Origin of the sequence: Mycobacterium sp. IS-836 (assembly GCF_001954275.1) — a bacterium.
GTDB lineage: Bacteria > Actinomycetota > Actinomycetes > Mycobacteriales > Mycobacteriaceae > Mycobacterium.
This window is the reverse complement of sequence record NZ_MBEU01000027.1, coordinates 56,719-74,846: the sequence shown is the minus strand read 5'-3', so window position 1 is coordinate 74,846 and position 18,128 is coordinate 56,719. Positions and strand designations below refer to the sequence as shown.

Genomic DNA, 18,128 nt, shown 5'->3' with positions numbered 1-18,128 from the left:
AACTCGGGGGCATGGGACCGGCACCGAACCTTGTCCAGGTCACCGACAGCGTGTACCTCGCCCAGGGCCCGGCCGTTAACTGGACCGTGGTCGTCGACGGGACCGGCGTCATGTTGATCGACGCCGGTTATCCCGGCGACCGGGAGGCGGTGCTGGCCTCGCTGCGGCAGCTGGGCTACGGCGCGGGCGATGTTCGCGCCATCCTGCTGACGCACGCGCACATCGACCACCTGGGCTCGGCCATCTGGTTCGCCAGCCAGCACGGCACGCCGGTGTACTGCCACGCCGACGAAGTGGGCCACGCCAAGCGGGAGTACCTGGAACAGGTGTCGATTCTTGATGTCGCCCTGCGCATTTGGCGGCCGCGGTGGGCGGTCTGGGGCCTCCACGTGGTCCGCAGCGGCGGCCTGACCCGCGACGGCATCCCGACCACGCAGCCGCTGACCGCCGAGACCGCCGCCGGCCTGCCCGGTCACCCGATGGCCATTTCCACGCCTGGCCACACCAGCGGGCATTGCTCGTACGTCGTCGACGGCGTGCTGGCCAGCGGCGACGCGCTGATCACCGGCCACCCGTTGCTGCGGCACAGCGGGCCGCAGCTGCTACCGGCGGTGTTCAGCCACAGCCAACAGAATTGCCTGCGCAGCCTGAGCGCGCTCGCCCTACTGGATACGGCGGCGCTGCTGCCGGGTCACGGCGACGTGTGGCGCGGCCCCATCCGTGAGGCGACCGATCGGGCACTCGCGCTGGCGCATTGAAAGGAGGGGCATGTCAAACAACGAAAGTTTTCAGCAATCCGCCGAACGGATCTACCACGACTGGGACGAGGCGCTCAGCAACGACGACGTGGAGGCGCTACTCGCGCTCTACGCTCCCGACGCGGTCTTGGAGAGCCCGGCGGTTCCGCTGACGATGGGCACCGAAAGCGGGATATGCCGCGGGCACGACGAGTTGCGGCCGCTGCTCGAACGGGTCGCCGCACGAAAGCCGCCGTTACGCACCTACTACCGCACCGGCTTCCTCACCGATGGCAGCCGAACGATGATCTTCGAGTACCCCCGCGCTACACCCGATGGCGAGCAGATGGATTTCGTCGAGGTCATGGAGATCGCCGACGGCCTGATCCAGCGCCACTGCGTCTACTGGGGCTGGCGCGGAGTCAAGGTCATCCAGGACGACGCGTATCACAAGTAAGCCCAAGGTGATCGCGCAGCGTTTCGCCGCTGTACCCGGTGCGAAACGCGCCGCGCTCCTGCAAGAGCGGGACCACGCGATCGACGAACTCGTCCAAACCATGCGGTGTCAGGTGGGGCACCAGGATGAACCCGTCGCAGGCATCGGCCTGGATGTAGAGGTCGATCTCGTCGGCGATTCGGGCGGGGGTGCCGACGAACTGCTGCCGGCTGGTGACGGCGATGACGAGTTCGCGGATCGACAGGTTGTCGGCTGCGGCGCGCTCGCGATAGCGGCGGGCCACCGCGACCGGGTCACCGTGGCGCACCCGCCCCTGGGTGATGTCGCTGTCCACGACCGGATCGAAATCGGGTAGCGGCCCGTCCGGATCGTGGTCCGAGAGCTCGCGGCCCCACACCTGCTCAAGCATCGCGATGGCCGTCGCGCCGCTGACTTGCTGATAGCGGATGTGGCGGGCTATCTCCTCGGCCTCGGCGTCGGTGTCGCCGATGACGAACGTCGCCGCCGGAAAAACCTTGAGCCGGTTGGGGTCTCGGCCATAGGACGTGGCCCGGCCCTTGACGTCGGCGTAGTAGCGCTGCCCGTTTTCCAGCGACGAATGCAGGGTGAACAGGGCGTCGGCGTGCCGGGCGCCGAATGCTCGGCCGTCGTCGGAGTCGCCGGCCTGCAGCAGGATCGGATGGCCCTGCGGGCCGGCGGGCAGCGTCGCGAAGCCGCGCACCTCGAACTGCGGGCCGATGTGTTCGACGCTGTGGATCCGGTCCGGGTCGACGTAGCTCCCGGCTTGGACGTCGGCCAGCACGGCATCGGCTTCCCAGCTGTCCCAGAACTTACGGGCGACGGTAACGAACTCCTCGGCGCGCAGGTAGCGGTCGGCGTGCTGGAGAAATCCCCCACGCCGGAAGTTGGCGCCGGTGAAGGCGTCCGACGACGTGACGATGTTCCATCCGGCGCGGCCGCCGGACAGGTGATCGAGTGTTGCGAATTGCCTTGCCACTTCGAATGGTTCGTTGAAGGTGGTGTTGATCGTGCCGGTCAGCCCGATCCGTTCGGTGACGCCCGCCAGGGCCGCGAGCACGGTGAAGGTGTCCGGCCGGCCCACCACGTCCAGGTCGTAGATCCGGCCGCGGTGCTCGCGCAGCCGCAGCCCCTCGGCCAGGAAGAAGAAGTCGAACAACCCGCGCTCGGCGGTGCGGGCCAGGTGCACGAACGAGTCGAATTCGATCTGGCTGCCCGCGCTGGGATCGGTCCACACGGTGGTGTTGTTGACCCCCGGGAAATGAGCGGCCAGATGAATGGGCTTGCGCTGCTTGCCCTCCCGAACGCTCATCCGGCCAGGCCCCATCGTTTGGCGATGAGCTCATGGGAGCGCAGGCGGTCCGTGTGGCGGTGGGTCACCGAGGTGATGACGAGTTCGTCGGCGTCGGTGGCCCGCTGCAGGGTGTGCAGCCGCTCGGCGACTTCGTCCGGATTGCCCACGAATTGCGTTGCTATCCGGTCTTTTACCACGGCCAGTTGTTCGTCGGTCAGCGGCGGGCAGTGGTCGGGGTCGGGATACGGGATGGCCCCGCCCCCGGCCCGAATCGAGTACACCCATTGGCCGTAGCTGGACGCCAGCTGTTTGGCCGTGGCGCTGTCGTCGGCCACCACGATGTCGGCCGACACCACGACGTAGGGCCGCGCCAACGCCGCCGACGGCACGAAGGCGTCCCGGTAGGCGTCGATGGCGTCCAGCGCGGTGGCGGGGGTGATGTGGTAGCTGGCGACGAACGGAAGGCCTAGCGCACCGGCCACCTTGGCGCTGCGTCCCCTGCTGCTGCCGAAGATCCACGGCGTGAGCGCCGCGCCCTCGCCGGGCACCGCATGCAGGTCGAAGCCGTCGACCTCGTAGGTGCCCGCGAGCATGGCGATGATGTCGCCGAGTTGCTCTTCGAAGTCGGGCGCGACCGCCTCGGGCTGCTGCAGGACCGACATGCTCGCCTTCACCCGGCCGCTGCCCAGCAACCCCCGCAGGTCGAACGGTGGCGGGATCACCACCCCGTCGACCTCGCGCCATTCGCGCGACGGTTCCGGCCTTGGGGGTCGCGGCCCTTTCGGCTTCGATATTCGTCGCTGGGCCGAGCGGCCCAAGCCGAGGTCGATGCGGCCCGGGTAGAACGCGTCCAGCATGCCGAAGCTCTCGACCACCGCTGCGGCCGTGGTGTGGCTGAGCTGCACCGCGCCCGACCCCACCCGAATCGTGTTGGTAGCGGCCGCGATTTGTCCGATGAGCACCGCCGGTGCCGCACTGGCGACGGCGACGAAATGATGCTCGGCGATCCAGAAGCGGCGATAACCCCACTCCTCCGCCCGCTGGGCCAGCTCGATGGTGTTGCGCAACGCCGTCGCGACGTCGCCGCCTTCGCTGACCGGCGCGAGATCCAGGATCGAGATGGGAACCCCGTTCATCGGCTGACCGCCGTGTACCGGTTGACGGCGACCGGGAGGCCGAGGCGCGCGCGCAGCGTTTCGCCGTCCCGATAGCCGTCGCGGAACCGTCCGGTCCGCTGCAGCAGCGGCACCACCTCGTCGACGATCACCGGGAGGTCGGTGGCGTTGATCGCCGGACGCAGCCGCGCACCGTCGATGCCCAGCCGCTGCCAATCCACCAGCAAGTCCACCAACTCCGTTGCGCTGCCGGAGAAGACGAGCGCGTCGGACCGGAAGTCCCCGTTACCGTCGAAAGACACCACCACATCGGCGAACACCTTCAGCCCGGTGCCGCCCGCCGCGCGTACCTCGCCGAGGATGCCGCGGACCGACGCCTCGTCGGTGGGCGTGATGAACACGAGGTCGGCTGTGGCGGCGGCGAATTCGTAGACGGGGCCGGCGTGCGCCAGCGCGGCGACCACCGGCTGACCCTGCGGCGGTCGCGGCGTGATCGACGGCCCCTTGACGGAGAAGTGCTTGCCGGCGAAGTCGATGTAGTGCAGTTTGTCCGTGTCGACGTAGCGCCCGGTGGCCACGTCGCGGATGATCGCGTCGTCCTCCCAGCTATCCCATAACCGCCGCACGACGTCGACGTACTCGGTGGCCTCTTCAAAGAGAGGCGACAGCGGAATCTGGGCCGCGTTCCGCCGGCCGAACAGCGCGGCCTCGTGTGCGGTGACGCTGACCCGCGGTTGCCAGCCCGCCCGGCCGCGCGACACAAAGTCAAGGGTGGCAATGGCTTTGGAGATATGAAACGGCTCGGTGTGGGTCACGGTGGCCACCGGAACCAGCCCGATGTGGCGCGTCGCGGGAGCGATGCGGGCCGCGATCAACACGGCGTCGCCGCGGCCGGCCAGGCGATCGGGATGGATGCGCTCGCCCCGTCCGATTTGCGGCATCAACGTGTCGTCGATGGTGAGGAAGTCGAGCAGCCCGCGCTCGGCGGTGGCCGCCAGGTGAGACCAGTAGCCGCCGCTCAGCACCGACGGGGTGTCGGGATCGGACGCCAGTGTGGAACGCCAGGCCTGCGGGTGCCAGCCGTACCCGTCGAGTGCGACCGCCAGATGCAACGGAGCGGTCATGCGGGTCCCCCCGCGAGGATCTTCTCGAACGCGATGGGATGAAACGGGCCCCAGGACGGAATCGGCTCGGCCTCCACCCGGGTGTACCCGGTCGCGTCGTACAGCGCCTCGGCCTCGGGCTGGCGGTTGCCGGTGATCAGGTACAGCCGGCGGTAGCCGCGCGTCGCGGTCTCCGCCTCCAGCGCCGCCAGCAGCGCCTTCGCGTAGCCGCAGCGCCGATGCGCGCGGTCGGTCCAGATCCGCTTGAGTTCGGCGGTCTCGTCGTCGAAACGCCGGAACGCGCCGCCCGTCACCGGCACGCCGTCCAGCACGCCGATCAGCAGGCCGCCGTCCGGCGCGGCCAGCTCCGCGGGCGGCACCGGCAGCCAGGACAGGTGCGCGCTCGGTGTACCGCCGTATCGCTGCGCGTATTCGACGGCCAGCTCGGCCAGCAGCGGCTGCGCCAGGGGGTCATCCTGGGCGGCGGCTACGAACCGGAGCTGGGAACTGGGCATCACCTAACTGTCTAACGCCTGCCACGTGGATGCATTCCGGCCAGGGCTCAACCGCGCGGCCGGGACCGGGTGGCGGTGACGTACCGCGGGGTGATCGCCTCGTCTTCCGGGCTGCCGCGCCACCGGCCGGCCATTCCGATCGGGGCGAATAAATCCGCGACCTTCCGCTCGACCGTTTCCCAGCCGCGGGCCGCCAGATGCTGGGGAACATAGCGGTATTCGCCGGAATAGGTCAGCCCGGCCAGATCGACGTCCAGCCCCTCCTGGCGCCAGATATCCATAAACGCCCGCCCCTCCTCCAGCTGCGTGGGGGTCCACGTGGGCATGTGATCAGCGGCGAGCCGGCTACCGGTAGCGCTGGCCGCCGTGAGTGTTTCGAGTAACCGATTCTGTGCGTCGGGCGCCAGGTACCCAACCAACAGCCCCTCGGCAACCCATACCGTGCGTTGGGAGGCGTCAAAACCCACACGCCGCAGCCCGTCCAGCCAATCCTCACGAAGATCGATGCCGATCGCGCGGCGGTTCGCGGTCAGTTCGGCGCCCAGCCCGCGTAGCACGTCTGTCGTGAAATCCACGATTTCCGGCTGATCGATTTCATACACCGTGGTCCCCGATGGCCACCACAGCCGATACGGCCGGGTGTCCATCCCGCAGCCCAGGTTCACCACTTGTCGTATGCCGGCCTTCCCGGCCTCGGCGAGGTATTCGTCCACGAATCGCGTATGTGCCGCAAGGACATCGATGAGCCCGGTAACTACGGGCGATCTGCCGGCGTCATCGGCGTACCGCTGGTCCTCGATCAACCTGGTGAAGTAATCCACGCCCGCGGCACGAACCAGGTGCTCGGCGAACGGGTCGTTGATGAGCCCCTTGTTGGTGCCCACCGCCCTCGCGACGGCGCCGAACGTCGCGGTCATTCCGACGCCGGTGGCCGGATTCCAGGTGTCGTCGTCGGTCCGTGTCATCGTCGGTTTGCGCCGTGCCGCGCGGTCAGCCCGACGGCGGCTCGCCAACCGAGCAGCAGGACCGCGGTGACCGATGCCGCGACCAGTACGAAAGTCGCCGCCACCCCGGCCGAGCTGGCCTTGCGCAGCAGCATGCCCACCGCCACCGTGCACAACCACACGACCACCCCGGTGGGAACCACGGCCGTCGGGCGCTGCCAAGCCCGGGACGCCAGCCACCCGACGACGGTTCCGGTGAGGAACGGCCACGCCGTCGTCGCGACGCCCCCGATGGTGAGCCCTTCGGCGTGGCTGCGGCGTCCGAGGGCGCAGAACACCAGCACAGCGACTACGTCGATGCCCAGCCAGGCCAGCCGTTGCATGCAGCGAGACTACCGGGCGCGGCGGTCGTCCTTGACCCCAACGCCGTGGTGAACCTAGATTTCGTCGGCAGTGATTAGCCATTCACATCCCGGCAGACTGGCGCTAGTGACCGGCGCCGGATCGGGCATCGGCAGGGCGATCGCCCTGGGATTCGCCGCCCAGGGCAACCGGGTCGTCGCTGCCGATCTCGACGAGTCGACCGCAGCGGCCACCGCGGCGGAGCAACCTGAGCTGATCACCGCGCTGCCGGTGGATGTCGCCGATCCTGCCCAAGTCGACGCCTTGCGTGACCGCACACACGACGAGGTAGGGGTGCCCAACATCGTCGTCAATGCCGCCGGTTGGGACCGCACCGACCAATTCCTCAATGCCACACCGGAATTCGCGGCCAAAGTGGTAGCGATCAACTACTTGGGTCCAGTGCATGTGTGCGGTGCGTTCCTGCCCGCGATGATCGAGACCCACGCGGGCGGACGGGTGATCAACTTGGCCAGCGATGCCGGCCGCGTCGGCAGCTCGGGTGAATCTATCTATGCCGGCGCAAAGGGCGGCGTTATCGCGCTGAGCAAGTCCCTGGCCCGGGAAATGGCCCGCCATCGGATCACCGTCAACTGCGTGTGTCCAGGCCCGACCGACACACCGCTGTTTCACGCACAGCCCGAGAAGCTGAAAGAGGCGCTGGTCAAAGCGATTCCGTTCCGCCGTCTGGCGCGTCCCGAAGAGGTCGCGGCACCGGTGCTGTTCTTTGCCTCCGACGCCGCGTCGTTCATCACCGGACAGGTGATCAGCGTCAGCGGTGGTCTCACGATGGCTGGTTAGTGGCAGGCTGGCCCCATGAGCACTGATGCGCCTCCCGCCTTCGACCGATACGACCCGCTCGGCCTCGACGCATCCCTGTCGAGCGACGAGATCGCGGTGCGCGACACCACCAGGAAGTTCTGCGCCGAACACGTCCTCCCCCACGTGGCGGAGTGGTTCGAGATCGGCGACCTGCCGGTCCGCGAGCTCGCCGAGCAGTTCGGCCAGCTCGGGCTGCTCGGCATGCACCTGCACGGCTACGGCTGTGGCGGGGCGTCGGCCGTGCACTACGGCCTGGCCTGTACCGAGCTGGAGGCCGCCGACTCTGGCATTCGGTCGATGGTCTCGGTGCAGGGATCGCTGGCGATGTTCGCGATCTGGAACTTCGGCTCGGAGGAACAAAAGCAGCAGTGGCTGCCCGGCATGGCCGCGGGCGAGTTGCTCGGCTGCTTCGGGTTGACCGAACCCGACGTCGGATCCGACCCCGCGGCGATGAAAACCACTGCGCGGCGCGATGGTGCGGACTGGGTGATCAACGGTCGCAAGCTATGGATCACCAACGGCTCGGTCGCCGACGTCGCGGTCGTGTGGGCCGCCACCGACGACGGGATCCGCGGGTTCATCGTCCCCACCAAGACACCCGGCTTCGCCGCGAACACGATTCACCACAAGCTGTCGCTCCGGGCATCGATCACCAGCGAACTGGTGCTCGACGACGTGCGACTGCCCGCCGACGCGATGCTGCCCGAGGCGAAGGGGCTGCGGGGGCCGCTGTCCTGCCTGTCCGAGGCGCGCTACGGGATCATCTGGGGATCGATGGGAGCGGCCCGAGCGGCCTGGCAATCCGCACTGGATTACGCCACGCAGCGCACCCAATTCGGCCGTCCGATCGCCGGATTCCAGTTGACCCAGGCAAAACTCGTCGACATGGCGGTCGAACTGCACAAGGGCCAGCTGCTGTCGCTGCACCTCGGCCGCCTCAAGGACAGCGTCGGGCTGCGGCCCGAACAGGTCAGCTTCGGCAAGCTCAACAACACCCGTGAGGCGCTCAAAATCTGCCGGGATGCTCGAACTATATTGGGCGGCAACGGGATATCGCTGGAGTATCCCGTGATCCGGCACATGGTCAACCTGGAGTCGGTGCTGACGTACGAGGGCACCCCAGAGATGCACCAGCTGGTGCTCGGCCAGGCGTTCACCGGCAGCGACGCCTTCCGCTGAGGGCGGCCGGTCGGTAACCTTGGGAACCATGGCGCTTCGCATTGGCGCGGCTATTGCGGCGGGTGTGCTGTCGCTGAGTGCTGTGGCTCAGATACCAACGGCGACCGCCGATGTCACGCTGCCCGCGATGACGTCCGGCGGGGGCGGAGCGATCATCGGCGGCGGCAACAATGCCGGGATCGCGCAGCAGTTGACGAGTCTCGGGAATCCGAATGTCCAAGAGGTAGACGGCTCGGACGCGGCCCAGTTCATCACGGCCGCCGCCGCGGTCAGCAATGCGCAGCTCGCCGCGCCCTTCGGGCTGCTGCGCCGCGCGCTGGCCTGCCAGACCAACAATGCCGGATTCGGGGCGCGCGCCTACCGGCGCAACGACGGCCTGTGGGGCGGCGCGATGCTGGTCGCCGCGAAGAGCACCGCCGGCAACGTCGACGCCCTTGCGAGCTGCGCCAAAACGAACTGGCGCAGGCCCACCACCGGCAACCAGACGTCGATGTGCGACAACGGCTGGACCACCCCCAACTCCTTCGAAAGTCGCGGCGGCGAAGCCTATTACATCTTGCTCGCTGGTACGTCTGACGACTTCTGCAGCCAGCTCAACGGCAAGTACAAGACGAATGCGGGCGCCTGGCCGTTCTAAACCGTTGGCGTGTCGACGATGTCGGGCTTTAGGTGTCGCCACCAGCAGGACAGGTACAGCAGCATCGAGCCGACCAATGCGACGATGACCCAAAGCACGACCGAGACATCGATCCAGGACCCCAGCGGCGGTGCGTCCGGAAGGGCATTGCGCAGCGGTATCACCGCGAAAAGCATTGCCGCATACCAGGTTGTCATCGGCGGTTGGAATAGTCGCCGATCGCGGGCCGTCTGCGCCGCGACCCAGACACCTACTCCGGCAAGCGCGATCAACACCGCGACCATCACGGCAGCGAACACCGCGGTGCTCGGCGACCGATGCAGCTCGACCCGGTAGGGTTCGGGCACACCGGCTTTACTACCAACGGGAATGTCGAGCCGCCAGCCCGGGACGCGGTCAACGAATTTGACCCAAGTCCGTTCCGGTACTTCCGCGGCGCCGCGGAACAGATCGACTGTGACTGGTCCCGAGTCGTAGCGATCGAAGGGCCAGTCCGAAGGGTCACCGACAACGGGCAGTGCAACGGAAAAGACGCCCGGCACCGTGCCCTTCGACCACTCGCGTTTGGTGGGCATTGCCGCGGAGTGGACCCGGACACCGAGGTCCTCCTTGAGGCCCCCGGTTCGCTGATCCAGCAGGTCGGGCCCGGGCGTAACCGTCACGTTGGCGTTGAGGACGCCCTTCACAGACTGCAGTTCATCGAAGTTGATGGTCACCGTGGTTCCGTCGGCAGCGGGCTGACCCTGAGTAAGTTGAATGGGACAGCCACAACCGGACCTCGCGTAGAGCGTCATCGTGGCGATATAGGCCGCAACGAACACGACCACCAGACCGACGATCCGCAATCTCATGACCAAATAGTGTAAGGGCGCGATGGTTCTGTTCGGTGCAGTACCCCTACGCCACAAGCGCTTTCGATATCCGCGCTAGAACGGCGGCGGGTCGGCCGCCATTCGGGCCTCGTTGATGCCGCGTTCCCAGCCGATGCGGGCGGCGCGTTCCTGGGCGCGGGTTCGTCGTCGCAGCGGCATCATCACTCCGCGGTTGGGCTGCGGCGCCGGCATGCAAGTCGGCGGGGTCAGCGCTCCGGTCGGGACGGCCAGCGCCGGAAACAGCAGAGCACCAAACGGTTTCGTTGTGTACGTGCGACCGGACGGAGACGTCCACACCACCGTTCCGTCGGGCAACTGGAGATCGCGCCAATCGGTATAGAAGGTCTTGAGCAGGTGGTGGTAGCGGCACACGAGTTTGAGGTTCGACGGGTGGGTGGGACCGAGCGGAAACGGCACGGTGTGGTCGATATCGCAAACCTCAGCCGGCGCATCGCAACCGGGGAATCGGCATGTCAGATCGCGGAACCGGACGAATTCGGCCAACGCCGCAGAAGGGCGGTAACCGGCTTCGGACTTCGCCCGCGCAATCGGCAGCGACTTGATCTTGGCGGAAGCAGCCAGATCGCGCAGCAGCGGCGCCGGCACGGGGCCGAACCCTGGTAGGTATGCCGGAGCTTGCGAGTCGCCTTTGACCGCCGCCTCTTCGGCTAGCACATGAATGACAACATTGGTGCCCGGCTCCCGTTGTGCGGCGGTGCAATCCGCTGTACCGCAGTGGCAACGCAGCCCGTCCAGCCCGGCGGCCAGCGCACCCAGCGCGTCGGCGCGCCGCTGCTTTTTGGTCCGCGGGTCGTCCCGGCAGACGGTAGCGGCCAGCTCGTCGAGGGCGCGATCCAACGCGGCCCCGTCGGTGGAGTGCAGCTGCGCATAGAACCCGGCGAGCCCGGGAGCCGCCGGCAGAAATTCGACATAGCGATCCTCGGTGCGAGCGCCCGGGACCCGCAGACCGGCCGGGTCGAACCGCGCAACCCACATGTCGATACGCTCAACGACTTTCGGCGCGGACATCCGCATCCAGCTCGGGGCATGCCTCGCTACCGTCGCGTCCAACCTCGCGACCAGCTCGGGATCTTCGACCAACTCGGTGCGGTATACCACGGCCGCTATCAGCCGGAAATCAATGTCGCCCCGGGCGAATACCTCTGCCACTCGGGGCAGGCGCTCGCGCAACGCAATCGCGTACCTCAACCGAGCCGCGGCCCGGCCTCGGCTGATGCGCATCGCCGCGGCCACCTCGGCCACCACGTTCTCGTGGCCGTCGATGGCCCAATTGAACCGGTCGGCGTCGTCGGCCGGCGCCCGGCGCGCGTACAGCTCGCCGATCGCCGCCAATTCACGCGCGCACTCGGCGTTCTGCGCACGGGCCGCGGCGGTGATCGCATCGACCACGGCGCCGTCGTCCATCTCTTCGAACATACGTTCGATTATAGAAGGTGCTTCCGACAACACACAGCCCGACGAATCGCACGTCGTGCTTCCTACCTTCGATCACCACCAGGATGACGACGAGCGCCTCAGGAAGTTTGCCCGCGAAGATGCGACCCGTGCCGAGGCGACACGGGATCGCTATCGGGCCTCGGGCCGCCGCAGTGTGGTCGGGCCGCGGAATGGCCGGGCAGCCGATATGGGTTCGGGCGATGGAGGGTTTGCGGCATCTGGAGTTCGACGCGGTTGGGGAGTGTTGACGAACTGGCCTCCGTCGATCCGGACGGGTCGCATACTGATGCCTGGGATGTGTTTTGGCTGCCGCGTGGCGTAGGCGGCGGGGGGTGTGGTGCCAGAGTCGATGGTTGGTGGTAGCGCCGCGGGTTGGCCGGGACGGGCTGGGTCGCGGTTTGGGCATTATCTGCTGCGCCGGTTGTTGGGCCGTGGCGGGTTCGGGGAAGTGTACGAGGCCGAAGACACCGTGATGGATCGGGTGGTGGCGTTGAAGCTGATGGCGCCTGCTTACTCGGGTAACTCGGTGTTTCGGCAGCGGTTGTACCGCGAGGCACGCACCGCCGGGCGCCTGCATGAGCCGCACGTGGTGCCCATCCACCACTGCGGGGAGATCGACGGGCAGCTGTTCATCGATATGCGTTTGATCGAGGGCACTGACCTGCAGGCCGTGCTGGCGGCTGATGGGCCGCTGGAGCCGGCGCGGGCCGTGGCGATTGTGCGCCAGATCGCCTCCGCGCTGGATGCCGCGCACGGCGCGCAGGTGATCCACCGTGACATCAAACCGGCCAACATTCTGCTAACTGGTGAGGATTTCGCCTGCCTGGTCGATTTCGGTTTGGCGAATGCGGCCACCGACGCCAAGTTGACCAGCTCGGGCACCACGATCGGAACGTTTGCCTACATGGCTCCCGAGCGGCTGGGTAACACCGAAGTGGATCACCGCGCGGACGTGTACGCGCTGACGTGTGTGCTCTATGAGTGTTTGACCGGCTTCCCGCCGTATGCCAGCGGGGACCTGCCGGCGCTGATCACCGCGCACCTCAGCGCGCCGATCCCGCGCCCCAGCGAGGCACGACCGCAGGTCCCGGCTGGGTTTGATGACGTGATTGCGCGTGGCATGGCCAAGGACCCGCAGGATCGCTATGCCAGCGCCGGTGAGCTGGCCCGCGCCGCCCACCACGCATTGACCGAAGTGGGCCAAGACCACGCCGACACCATCCTGGCCAGCACCGAGGCCGCGGCCGCCGGTGAACCCACCCAGGCCGCCCGCCCGGCCAAGCCTCCGGCCCGGCGCAAAAACCGTGTCGCCACCGCCGCAGGGGTTGTTGGGGTGGTTGTCGCGCTCCTCATCATCGGCGCGATGGCCTTGCTGGTGCACGACAACGCGGGGCCGCCCCCGACGACCACGACCCCCGCCGCCACCACTACGACCAGCATGACCGCCCCGACCACCGCGCCTCCGGTCGCCGCTGAGGCGCTGCAGGGGTTGTGGCTCAGCCCCGAACAAATCAACAGCGCGGTCGGCTCCACCAAGATGACGGTCGCGGCAACCTCCGCCGCGATGAACGACGCCAGCGCCCAAGTGGCCGACAAGGCCTGCCTACCCGCGCAGGGCCCGGCGCAAGCCACGGTTTATGAGGGCAGCGGGTGGAGCACCGTGCGCGAACAGGGCCTACACGAACCGGGCAATTTCAGTCATTTCGTCCTTCAGGCTCTGGTGTTGTTTCCTTCCGCGCACGATGCGGATGCGTTCTTCGCCTCCTCCGCCCAACGATGGCCGGCGTGCTCAGACCGTCGATACGCGGTGACCCAGCCGGGCGTACCCGATACGGAGTGGACTGTGGGGCCGGTATCTAGCAGCAACGGCACCCTGAGCGTCACCAAGACCGGCAGGGCCGCCGGGGCGACGGTGACCTGTCAGCGGGCGCTGACCGTGGCCAACAACGTCGCCATCGACGTCGGCGTGTGTAGCAACAACCTGTCTGACGCTCAGTCCAACTCCGCGGTGAACGTCGCTCGTCAAATCGCCGCCAAAGTTGCCACTTAGGAGCAACCGGGCGCACAACGTTTGCGCGCCATGTTGGTCGCCAGCGCGCAACGGAGTGAGCTGGGACCCGGCACGCGACGGAGGTTCGAACGTCGCATTTCACCAACGGTTTTCAGCGCCAGAAGCCGCCAATGCCTCAACTCCGCCTAACAGACAACCCTCGACATCAATATTGATCGCAGGTCACGTTCGTCACGTCATAGGGTGGGTATGCGCTGCGAAGGTGAAAGGGGTAGCTATGTCACGCCATCGCGTGGTCATCATCGGAAGCGGATTCGGCGGCCTGACCGCGGCCAAGGCGCTCAAACGGGCCGACGTGGACATCACGCTGATCTCCAAAACGACCACGCACCTGTTCCAGCCGCTGCTGTATCAGGTGGCGACGGGGATCCTGTCCGAGGGCGACATCGCCCCGACGACCCGGTTGATCCTGCGCAAACAACAGAATGTCCGGGTGCTGCTGGGGGAGGTCAACGCGATCGACCTCAAGGCGCAGACCGTCACGTCGAAGTTGATCGACATGGAGACCGTGACCCCGTACGACAGCCTCATCGTGGCCGCGGGCGCGCAGACCTCTTACTTCGGCAACGACCAGTTCGCCACCTTCTCGCCCGGCATGAAGACCATCGACGACGCGCTCGAGCTGCGCGGCCGCATCCTGGGCGCGTTCGAGGCGGCCGAGGTCGCCACCGACCCGGCCGAACGGGAACGGCGCCTGACCTTCGTGGTGGTCGGCGCCGGGCCGACGGGCGTCGAGGTGGCCGGACAGATCGTCGAACTCGCCGAGCGCACGCTCGCCGGGGCGTTTCGCACCATCAAACCCAGCGATTGCCGGGTGATCCTGCTCGACGCGGCCCCGGCGGTGCTGCCGCCGATGGGAAAGAAGCTGGGCCTCAAGGCGCAACGCCGGCTGGAGAAGATGGACGTCGAGATCCAGCTCAACGCGATGGTGAGCGCCGTCGACTACAAGGGCATCACCATCAGGGACAAGGACGGCGGTGAACGGCGGATCGAATGCGCCTGCAAGGTATGGGCGGCCGGGGTGCAGGCCAGCCCGCTGGGCAAGATGATCGCCGACCAGTCCGATGGAACCGAAGTCGACCGTGCCGGGCGGGTGATCGTGGAACCCGATCTCACCGTCAAGGGACACCCGAACGTCTTCGTCATCGGTGATCTGATGTCGATGCAGGGCGTGCCCGGGATGGCGCAAGGCGCGATCCAGGGGGCGCACTACGCGACGACGGCGATCAAGCACGGCCTCAAGGGCCAAGACGACCCGGCAAATCGCAAGCCGTTCAAGTACTTCGACAAGGGCAGCATGGCGACGGTGTCCCGATTCAGCGCCGTGGCACAAGTCGGCAAGCTGGAGTTCGGCGGCTTCATCGCGTGGCTGGCCTGGCTGGTGCTGCACCTGTATTACCTGATCGGCCACCGCAATCGCATCGCGGCGATGTTCGCCTGGGGCATCTCCTTCCTGGGGCGCACCCGCGGTCAGATGGCCATCACCAGCCAGATGGTCTACGCCAGGGTGGTGACGAACTGGATGCAGGCACACGCGGAGGAAGGGGCGCTGGCCGCGGCCGAGCGCGCCGATGCCGCCGAAAGGCAAGCCGGCTAGCTCAGCGACCGATCGATGTCCGCGATCAGGTCGTCGGCGCCTTCCAGCCCGACCGAGATGCGGACCACGTTGTCGCCCAGCCCGATCGCGGCGCGGCCCTCGGGGCCCATAGCCCGGTGCGTCGTCGTCGCCGGGTGGGTGACAAGCGATTTGGCATCGCCCAGGTTGTTGGAAATGTTGATCAGCTGCAGCTTGTCGAGCACGTCGAAGGCCCGTTGCTTGGCCGCGCTTTCCGCACAGTCGAGCGCGAAGGTGACCACGGTGCCGCCCCCGGTCATCTGACGTTTGGCCAGATCGTACTGAGGGTGCGACGTCAAGTAGGGATAGCGCACCCAGCTCACCGCCGGATGCGACTCCAGGAATTCCGCGATCCGCTGCGCCGACGAATTGGCATGTTCGACGCGAATCGCCAGCGTCTCAAGTCCTTTCAGCAAAACCCAGGCGTTGAAGGCGCTCATCGCCGGACCGGTGTGGCGCATCAGCTTCTGCACCGGACCGTCGATGTATTCCTTGTCGCCCAGAATGGCGCCACCCAGCACCCGGCCCTGACCGTCGATGTGTTTGGTGCCCGAGTACACCACCACGTCGACTCCCAGCGGAATGCCCTGCTGTAGCAGCGGCGTGGCAAACACGTTGTCCAGCACCACCTTTGCCCCCGCGGCATGGGCCAGTTCGGTGACGGCAGCGATGTCGACCAGCGACTGCATCGGATTCGACGGCGTCTCGAAGAACACCGCCGCGGTGGGCACCGACAGCGCCCGCTCCCACTGCGCGAGGTCGTCACCGTCGACGAACACCGTCTCCACGCCCCAACGCGGCAGGATCTCGTTGCACACCACGAAACACGATCCGAACAGGCTGCGGGAGGCGACCAACCGGTCCCCGGCGGCCAGCAGCGCGCCCAGCGAGGTGAACACCGCGGCCATGCCACTCGCGGTGGCGAATGCCGCCGGCGCGCCCTCGATCAGCCGCAACCGTTCCTCGAACATGGAGACGGTGGGGTTGCCGTATCGGGAGTACACGAAGCGGTCGATTTCGCCGGTGAACGACTTCTCCGCGTCGGCGGCCGACTCGTAGACGTAGCCGGACGTCAAATACATTGCCTCGGCGGTCTCGTCGAAGCCGGACCGCAGGATCCCGCCGCGCACCCCGGTGGTGGCCTGGCTGACGCCGTCGGGCAGCGGCTCGGGAATGCGGACCGACGGGACGTCGGTCATAGCTGCTTCCAGGGCAATCCTATTGCCCGCCAACCTGTTTCGCCGCGATGGCCGTGAGCGTTGAGATGACCTTCAAAGCCGTCCAGCACGTTGTAGGCCGGGGTGATGCCAACCTCGGTCGCGACCTCGGCGGCTCCGATGGAGCGGTTGCCCGAGCGACACAGGAAGACCACGGGCCGCTCTTCGTCGTCCGCTGCGGGCGGTATGTGTTTCCGCAGTTCGGCCGCGAAGTTCTCGTTGTACGTGCCGTCGGTCGTATTCCATTCGATGTACACCACGTCCCGGCCGAGGCTGGACAGGTCGGGCACACCGACGAACCGCCATTCGGCATCGGTGCGTACGTCGACCAGCACCGCCTGGGGGTTGTCGCTGAGCATCTTCCATGCCTCGAGCGGCGTGATATCTCCTGCGTAGCTCACCCGCGTGAGTCTCGCATATTCACCGCGGTCGCCACCTGTCGGGCGCGGTCCCGTGCGGCCGCGACGGCCGGCGCTGTGGCCAGCGCCACACCGAGTTGGCGCGACGCACCCGCGGGCGGGCCGAATACCAGGAGATCGCCTTCCGGGACCGCGAGCGCGCCGCTGAGCGCGTCGGCGCCGGGGAACCCTCCCCCGTCGGTCCGCGGTATCGGGTGGGCGGCACCCGGCGAAATCATGATCGTGTCCACCGGCAGGCCGAGAATGGCGCGCGCCTGCAGGTCGAACACCGAAAGCCGCTGGGTGCGCAGCGTCACCCAGGCACTCTGGCGCGGGAATGCGGTGACGTCGTTGAAGTACACCTCGTCGCCGTTGATCATCAATTCGACACCGAACACCCCACGCCCGCCGAGCGCCTTGACGATGCGCGCGGCGATGGATTTGGCGGCGTCCATCGCGGCGCTGCTCATTTCTTGGGGTTGCCAGGATTCCAGCAGGCCGGCCTCGGCGCGGCGATGACCGATCGGCGGGCAGAACTCGATCACCGGTCCGCGCGCGCCTTCGCTGCGCACCGCAAACAGGGTGACGTCGAATTCGATCTCGACCACCGCCTCGGCCAGCACCCGCGGTTGTGCATGACCGCCCGCGGCACGCCGCCAGGCGGGCCCGATGTCGTCGGGTCCGTCGACCATCGATCGTCCCGGGCCTACCGGCCCCCTGACGGGTTTGACCAGCAGCGGATACCCCGCGTGCGCGGCCACCGCCTCGAGCTCGCCGACCGATCCGGCGAACCAGAACGGCGCCGTGGGCAGGCCCAGCTGGTCGGCGGCCAGCCGGCGCAGGCCCTCACGGTCGGCGGCGAGCCGCACGGCGCGGGCGCTGGGCACCGCTTCGGCGAGCTCGTTGTGTGTCCCGGTCGCCAGGGCGTCGAGGGCGTCGACGGAGACCGCGTCGGCGGCGGTCACCACGAAGTCGGGTTGCAGCCGCAGGAAGGCCGCCGACAGCTCGTCGGCGTCGGTCATGGCGATGACGAGCGATTGGTCGGCGACGCGGTGGGCGGGCGCGCCCGCAGACCCGTCGACCGCGATCACCTCGGCGCCCAGCCGCCGCAACGCGATCGTCAGCTCCCGGCTGAGCTCGTCGGAACCCAGCAGCATCACGCGGGGACGCACGTCGCCGTCCCCGCCGGCGCGCGCGTCGCCGGCCTGCGGGGCCACCACGATCGCCGACGTCTTGTCGTCGTCGGCGGGTCCGTGGGTCAAGCCGTCAGTCAC

The 18,128-nt window shown here is 67.6% G+C and carries 18 protein-coding genes; 7 read left to right on the top strand and 11 right to left on the bottom strand.

Features of this window, described 5'->3' with window-relative positions:
- Window positions 1-11: 11 nt before the first annotated feature.
- Both A5747_RS09665 and A5747_RS09660 read left to right on the top strand, forming a co-directional pair.
- Entirely contained in the window at window positions 12-758 is a 747-nt protein-coding gene (locus A5747_RS09665; RefSeq protein ID WP_076123596.1) for an MBL fold metallo-hydrolase, read from the top strand.
- 10 nt (window positions 759-768) lie between these two features.
- Window positions 769-1,194 (top strand): nuclear transport factor 2 family protein, encoded by a 426-nt coding sequence (locus A5747_RS09660; RefSeq protein WP_076123595.1) that lies wholly within the window; start codon window positions 769-771, stop codon window positions 1,192-1,194.
- Here the strand turns inward: A5747_RS09660 and A5747_RS09655 are convergent.
- Genes A5747_RS09655 through A5747_RS09630 form a run of 6 tightly spaced genes read right to left on the bottom strand, consistent with a single transcriptional unit; the run spans window position 1,166 to window position 6,566 of the window.
- Complete coding sequence (locus A5747_RS09655) at window positions 1,166-2,524, bottom strand: NtaA/DmoA family FMN-dependent monooxygenase (protein WP_076123594.1); 1,359 nt, start codon at window positions 2,522-2,524, stop codon at window positions 1,166-1,168. The genes A5747_RS09660 and A5747_RS09655 overlap by 29 nt on opposite strands.
- Entirely contained in the window at window positions 2,521-3,642 is a 1,122-nt protein-coding gene (locus A5747_RS09650; protein WP_076123593.1) for an LLM class flavin-dependent oxidoreductase, read from the bottom strand. Before A5747_RS09650 ends, A5747_RS09655 begins: the two co-directional genes overlap by 4 nt.
- Window positions 3,639-4,745 carry an LLM class flavin-dependent oxidoreductase gene (locus A5747_RS09645; RefSeq protein ID WP_076123592.1) on the bottom strand — a complete coding sequence of 369 codons (1,107 nt, stop codon included), beginning with the start codon at window positions 4,743-4,745 and terminating at the stop codon, window positions 3,639-3,641. The genes A5747_RS09650 and A5747_RS09645 overlap by 4 nt, the downstream gene beginning before the upstream one ends.
- The gene (locus A5747_RS09640; protein WP_076123591.1) at window positions 4,742-5,239 is read right to left on the bottom strand and encodes a GNAT family N-acetyltransferase; all 498 of its coding nucleotides are present in this window, start codon (window positions 5,237-5,239) and stop codon (window positions 4,742-4,744) included. The genes A5747_RS09645 and A5747_RS09640 overlap by 4 nt, the downstream gene beginning before the upstream one ends.
- Before the next feature lie 47 nt (window positions 5,240-5,286).
- Window positions 5,287-6,204: an SAM-dependent methyltransferase gene (locus A5747_RS09635; protein ID WP_076062713.1), complete on the bottom strand. Its 918-nt coding sequence runs from the start codon at window positions 6,202-6,204 to the stop codon at window positions 5,287-5,289.
- Window positions 6,201-6,566 carry a DUF3054 domain-containing protein gene (locus A5747_RS09630; protein WP_076123590.1) on the bottom strand — a complete coding sequence of 122 codons (366 nt, stop codon included), beginning with the start codon at window positions 6,564-6,566 and terminating at the stop codon, window positions 6,201-6,203. The genes A5747_RS09635 and A5747_RS09630 overlap by 4 nt, the downstream gene beginning before the upstream one ends.
- Window positions 6,567-6,636: 70 nt before the next feature.
- On the opposite strand from A5747_RS09630, the gene A5747_RS09625 reads away from it, so the two are divergent.
- The 3 genes from A5747_RS09625 to A5747_RS09615 are packed head-to-tail and all read left to right on the top strand — an operon-like array spanning window position 6,637 to window position 9,223.
- Window positions 6,637-7,386, top strand: coding sequence for an SDR family NAD(P)-dependent oxidoreductase (locus tag A5747_RS09625; RefSeq protein WP_076123589.1), 750 nt, complete (start codon window positions 6,637-6,639; stop codon window positions 7,384-7,386).
- A 15-nt stretch (window positions 7,387-7,401) separates the two neighbouring features.
- Window positions 7,402-8,586, top strand: coding sequence for an acyl-CoA dehydrogenase family protein (locus A5747_RS09620; RefSeq protein WP_076123588.1), 1,185 nt, complete (start codon window positions 7,402-7,404; stop codon window positions 8,584-8,586).
- A 19-nt stretch (window positions 8,587-8,605) separates the two neighbouring features.
- Entirely contained in the window at window positions 8,606-9,223 is a 618-nt protein-coding gene (locus A5747_RS09615) for a hypothetical protein (protein ID WP_076123587.1), read from the top strand.
- On the opposite strand, the gene A5747_RS09610 is transcribed toward A5747_RS09615, so the two are convergent.
- Window positions 9,220-10,074 (bottom strand): DUF4436 domain-containing protein, encoded by an 855-nt coding sequence (locus A5747_RS09610; RefSeq protein ID WP_076123586.1) that lies wholly within the window; start codon window positions 10,072-10,074, stop codon window positions 9,220-9,222. The genes A5747_RS09615 and A5747_RS09610 overlap by 4 nt on opposite strands.
- 75 nt (window positions 10,075-10,149) lie before the next feature.
- Window positions 10,150-11,532, bottom strand: a complete 1,383-nt coding sequence (locus tag A5747_RS09605; RefSeq protein ID WP_076123585.1) for an HNH endonuclease signature motif containing protein — start codon at window positions 11,530-11,532, stop codon at window positions 10,150-10,152.
- Window positions 11,533-11,902: 370 nt separating this feature from the next.
- Between A5747_RS09605 and A5747_RS09600 the strand changes: the two genes are divergently transcribed.
- Entirely contained in the window at window positions 11,903-13,603 is a 1,701-nt protein-coding gene (locus A5747_RS09600; RefSeq protein WP_076123610.1) for a serine/threonine-protein kinase PknH/PknJ, read from the top strand.
- Window positions 13,604-13,841: 238 nt separating this feature from the next.
- Window positions 13,842-15,221: an NAD(P)/FAD-dependent oxidoreductase gene (locus tag A5747_RS09595; protein ID WP_076123584.1), complete on the top strand. Its 1,380-nt coding sequence runs from the start codon at window positions 13,842-13,844 to the stop codon at window positions 15,219-15,221.
- On the opposite strand, the gene A5747_RS09590 is transcribed toward A5747_RS09595, so the two are convergent.
- From A5747_RS09590 to purT, 3 genes are read right to left on the bottom strand one after another with little or no spacing between them, the layout of a single operon-like run.
- On the bottom strand, window positions 15,218-16,438 hold the full coding sequence (locus tag A5747_RS09590; RefSeq protein ID WP_076123583.1) for an O-succinylhomoserine sulfhydrylase: 1,221 nt from the start codon (window positions 16,436-16,438) through the stop codon (window positions 15,218-15,220). The two genes, A5747_RS09595 and A5747_RS09590, sit on opposite strands and share 4 nt — an antisense overlap.
- A complete protein-coding gene (locus A5747_RS09585) occupies window positions 16,435-16,857 on the bottom strand; it encodes a rhodanese-like domain-containing protein (RefSeq protein ID WP_076123582.1) in 423 nt (140 codons plus the stop codon). The genes A5747_RS09590 and A5747_RS09585 overlap by 4 nt, the downstream gene beginning before the upstream one ends.
- Entirely contained in the window at window positions 16,854-18,128 is a 1,275-nt protein-coding gene (gene purT / locus A5747_RS09580; protein ID WP_076123581.1) for a formate-dependent phosphoribosylglycinamide formyltransferase, read from the bottom strand. The genes A5747_RS09585 and purT overlap by 4 nt, the downstream gene beginning before the upstream one ends.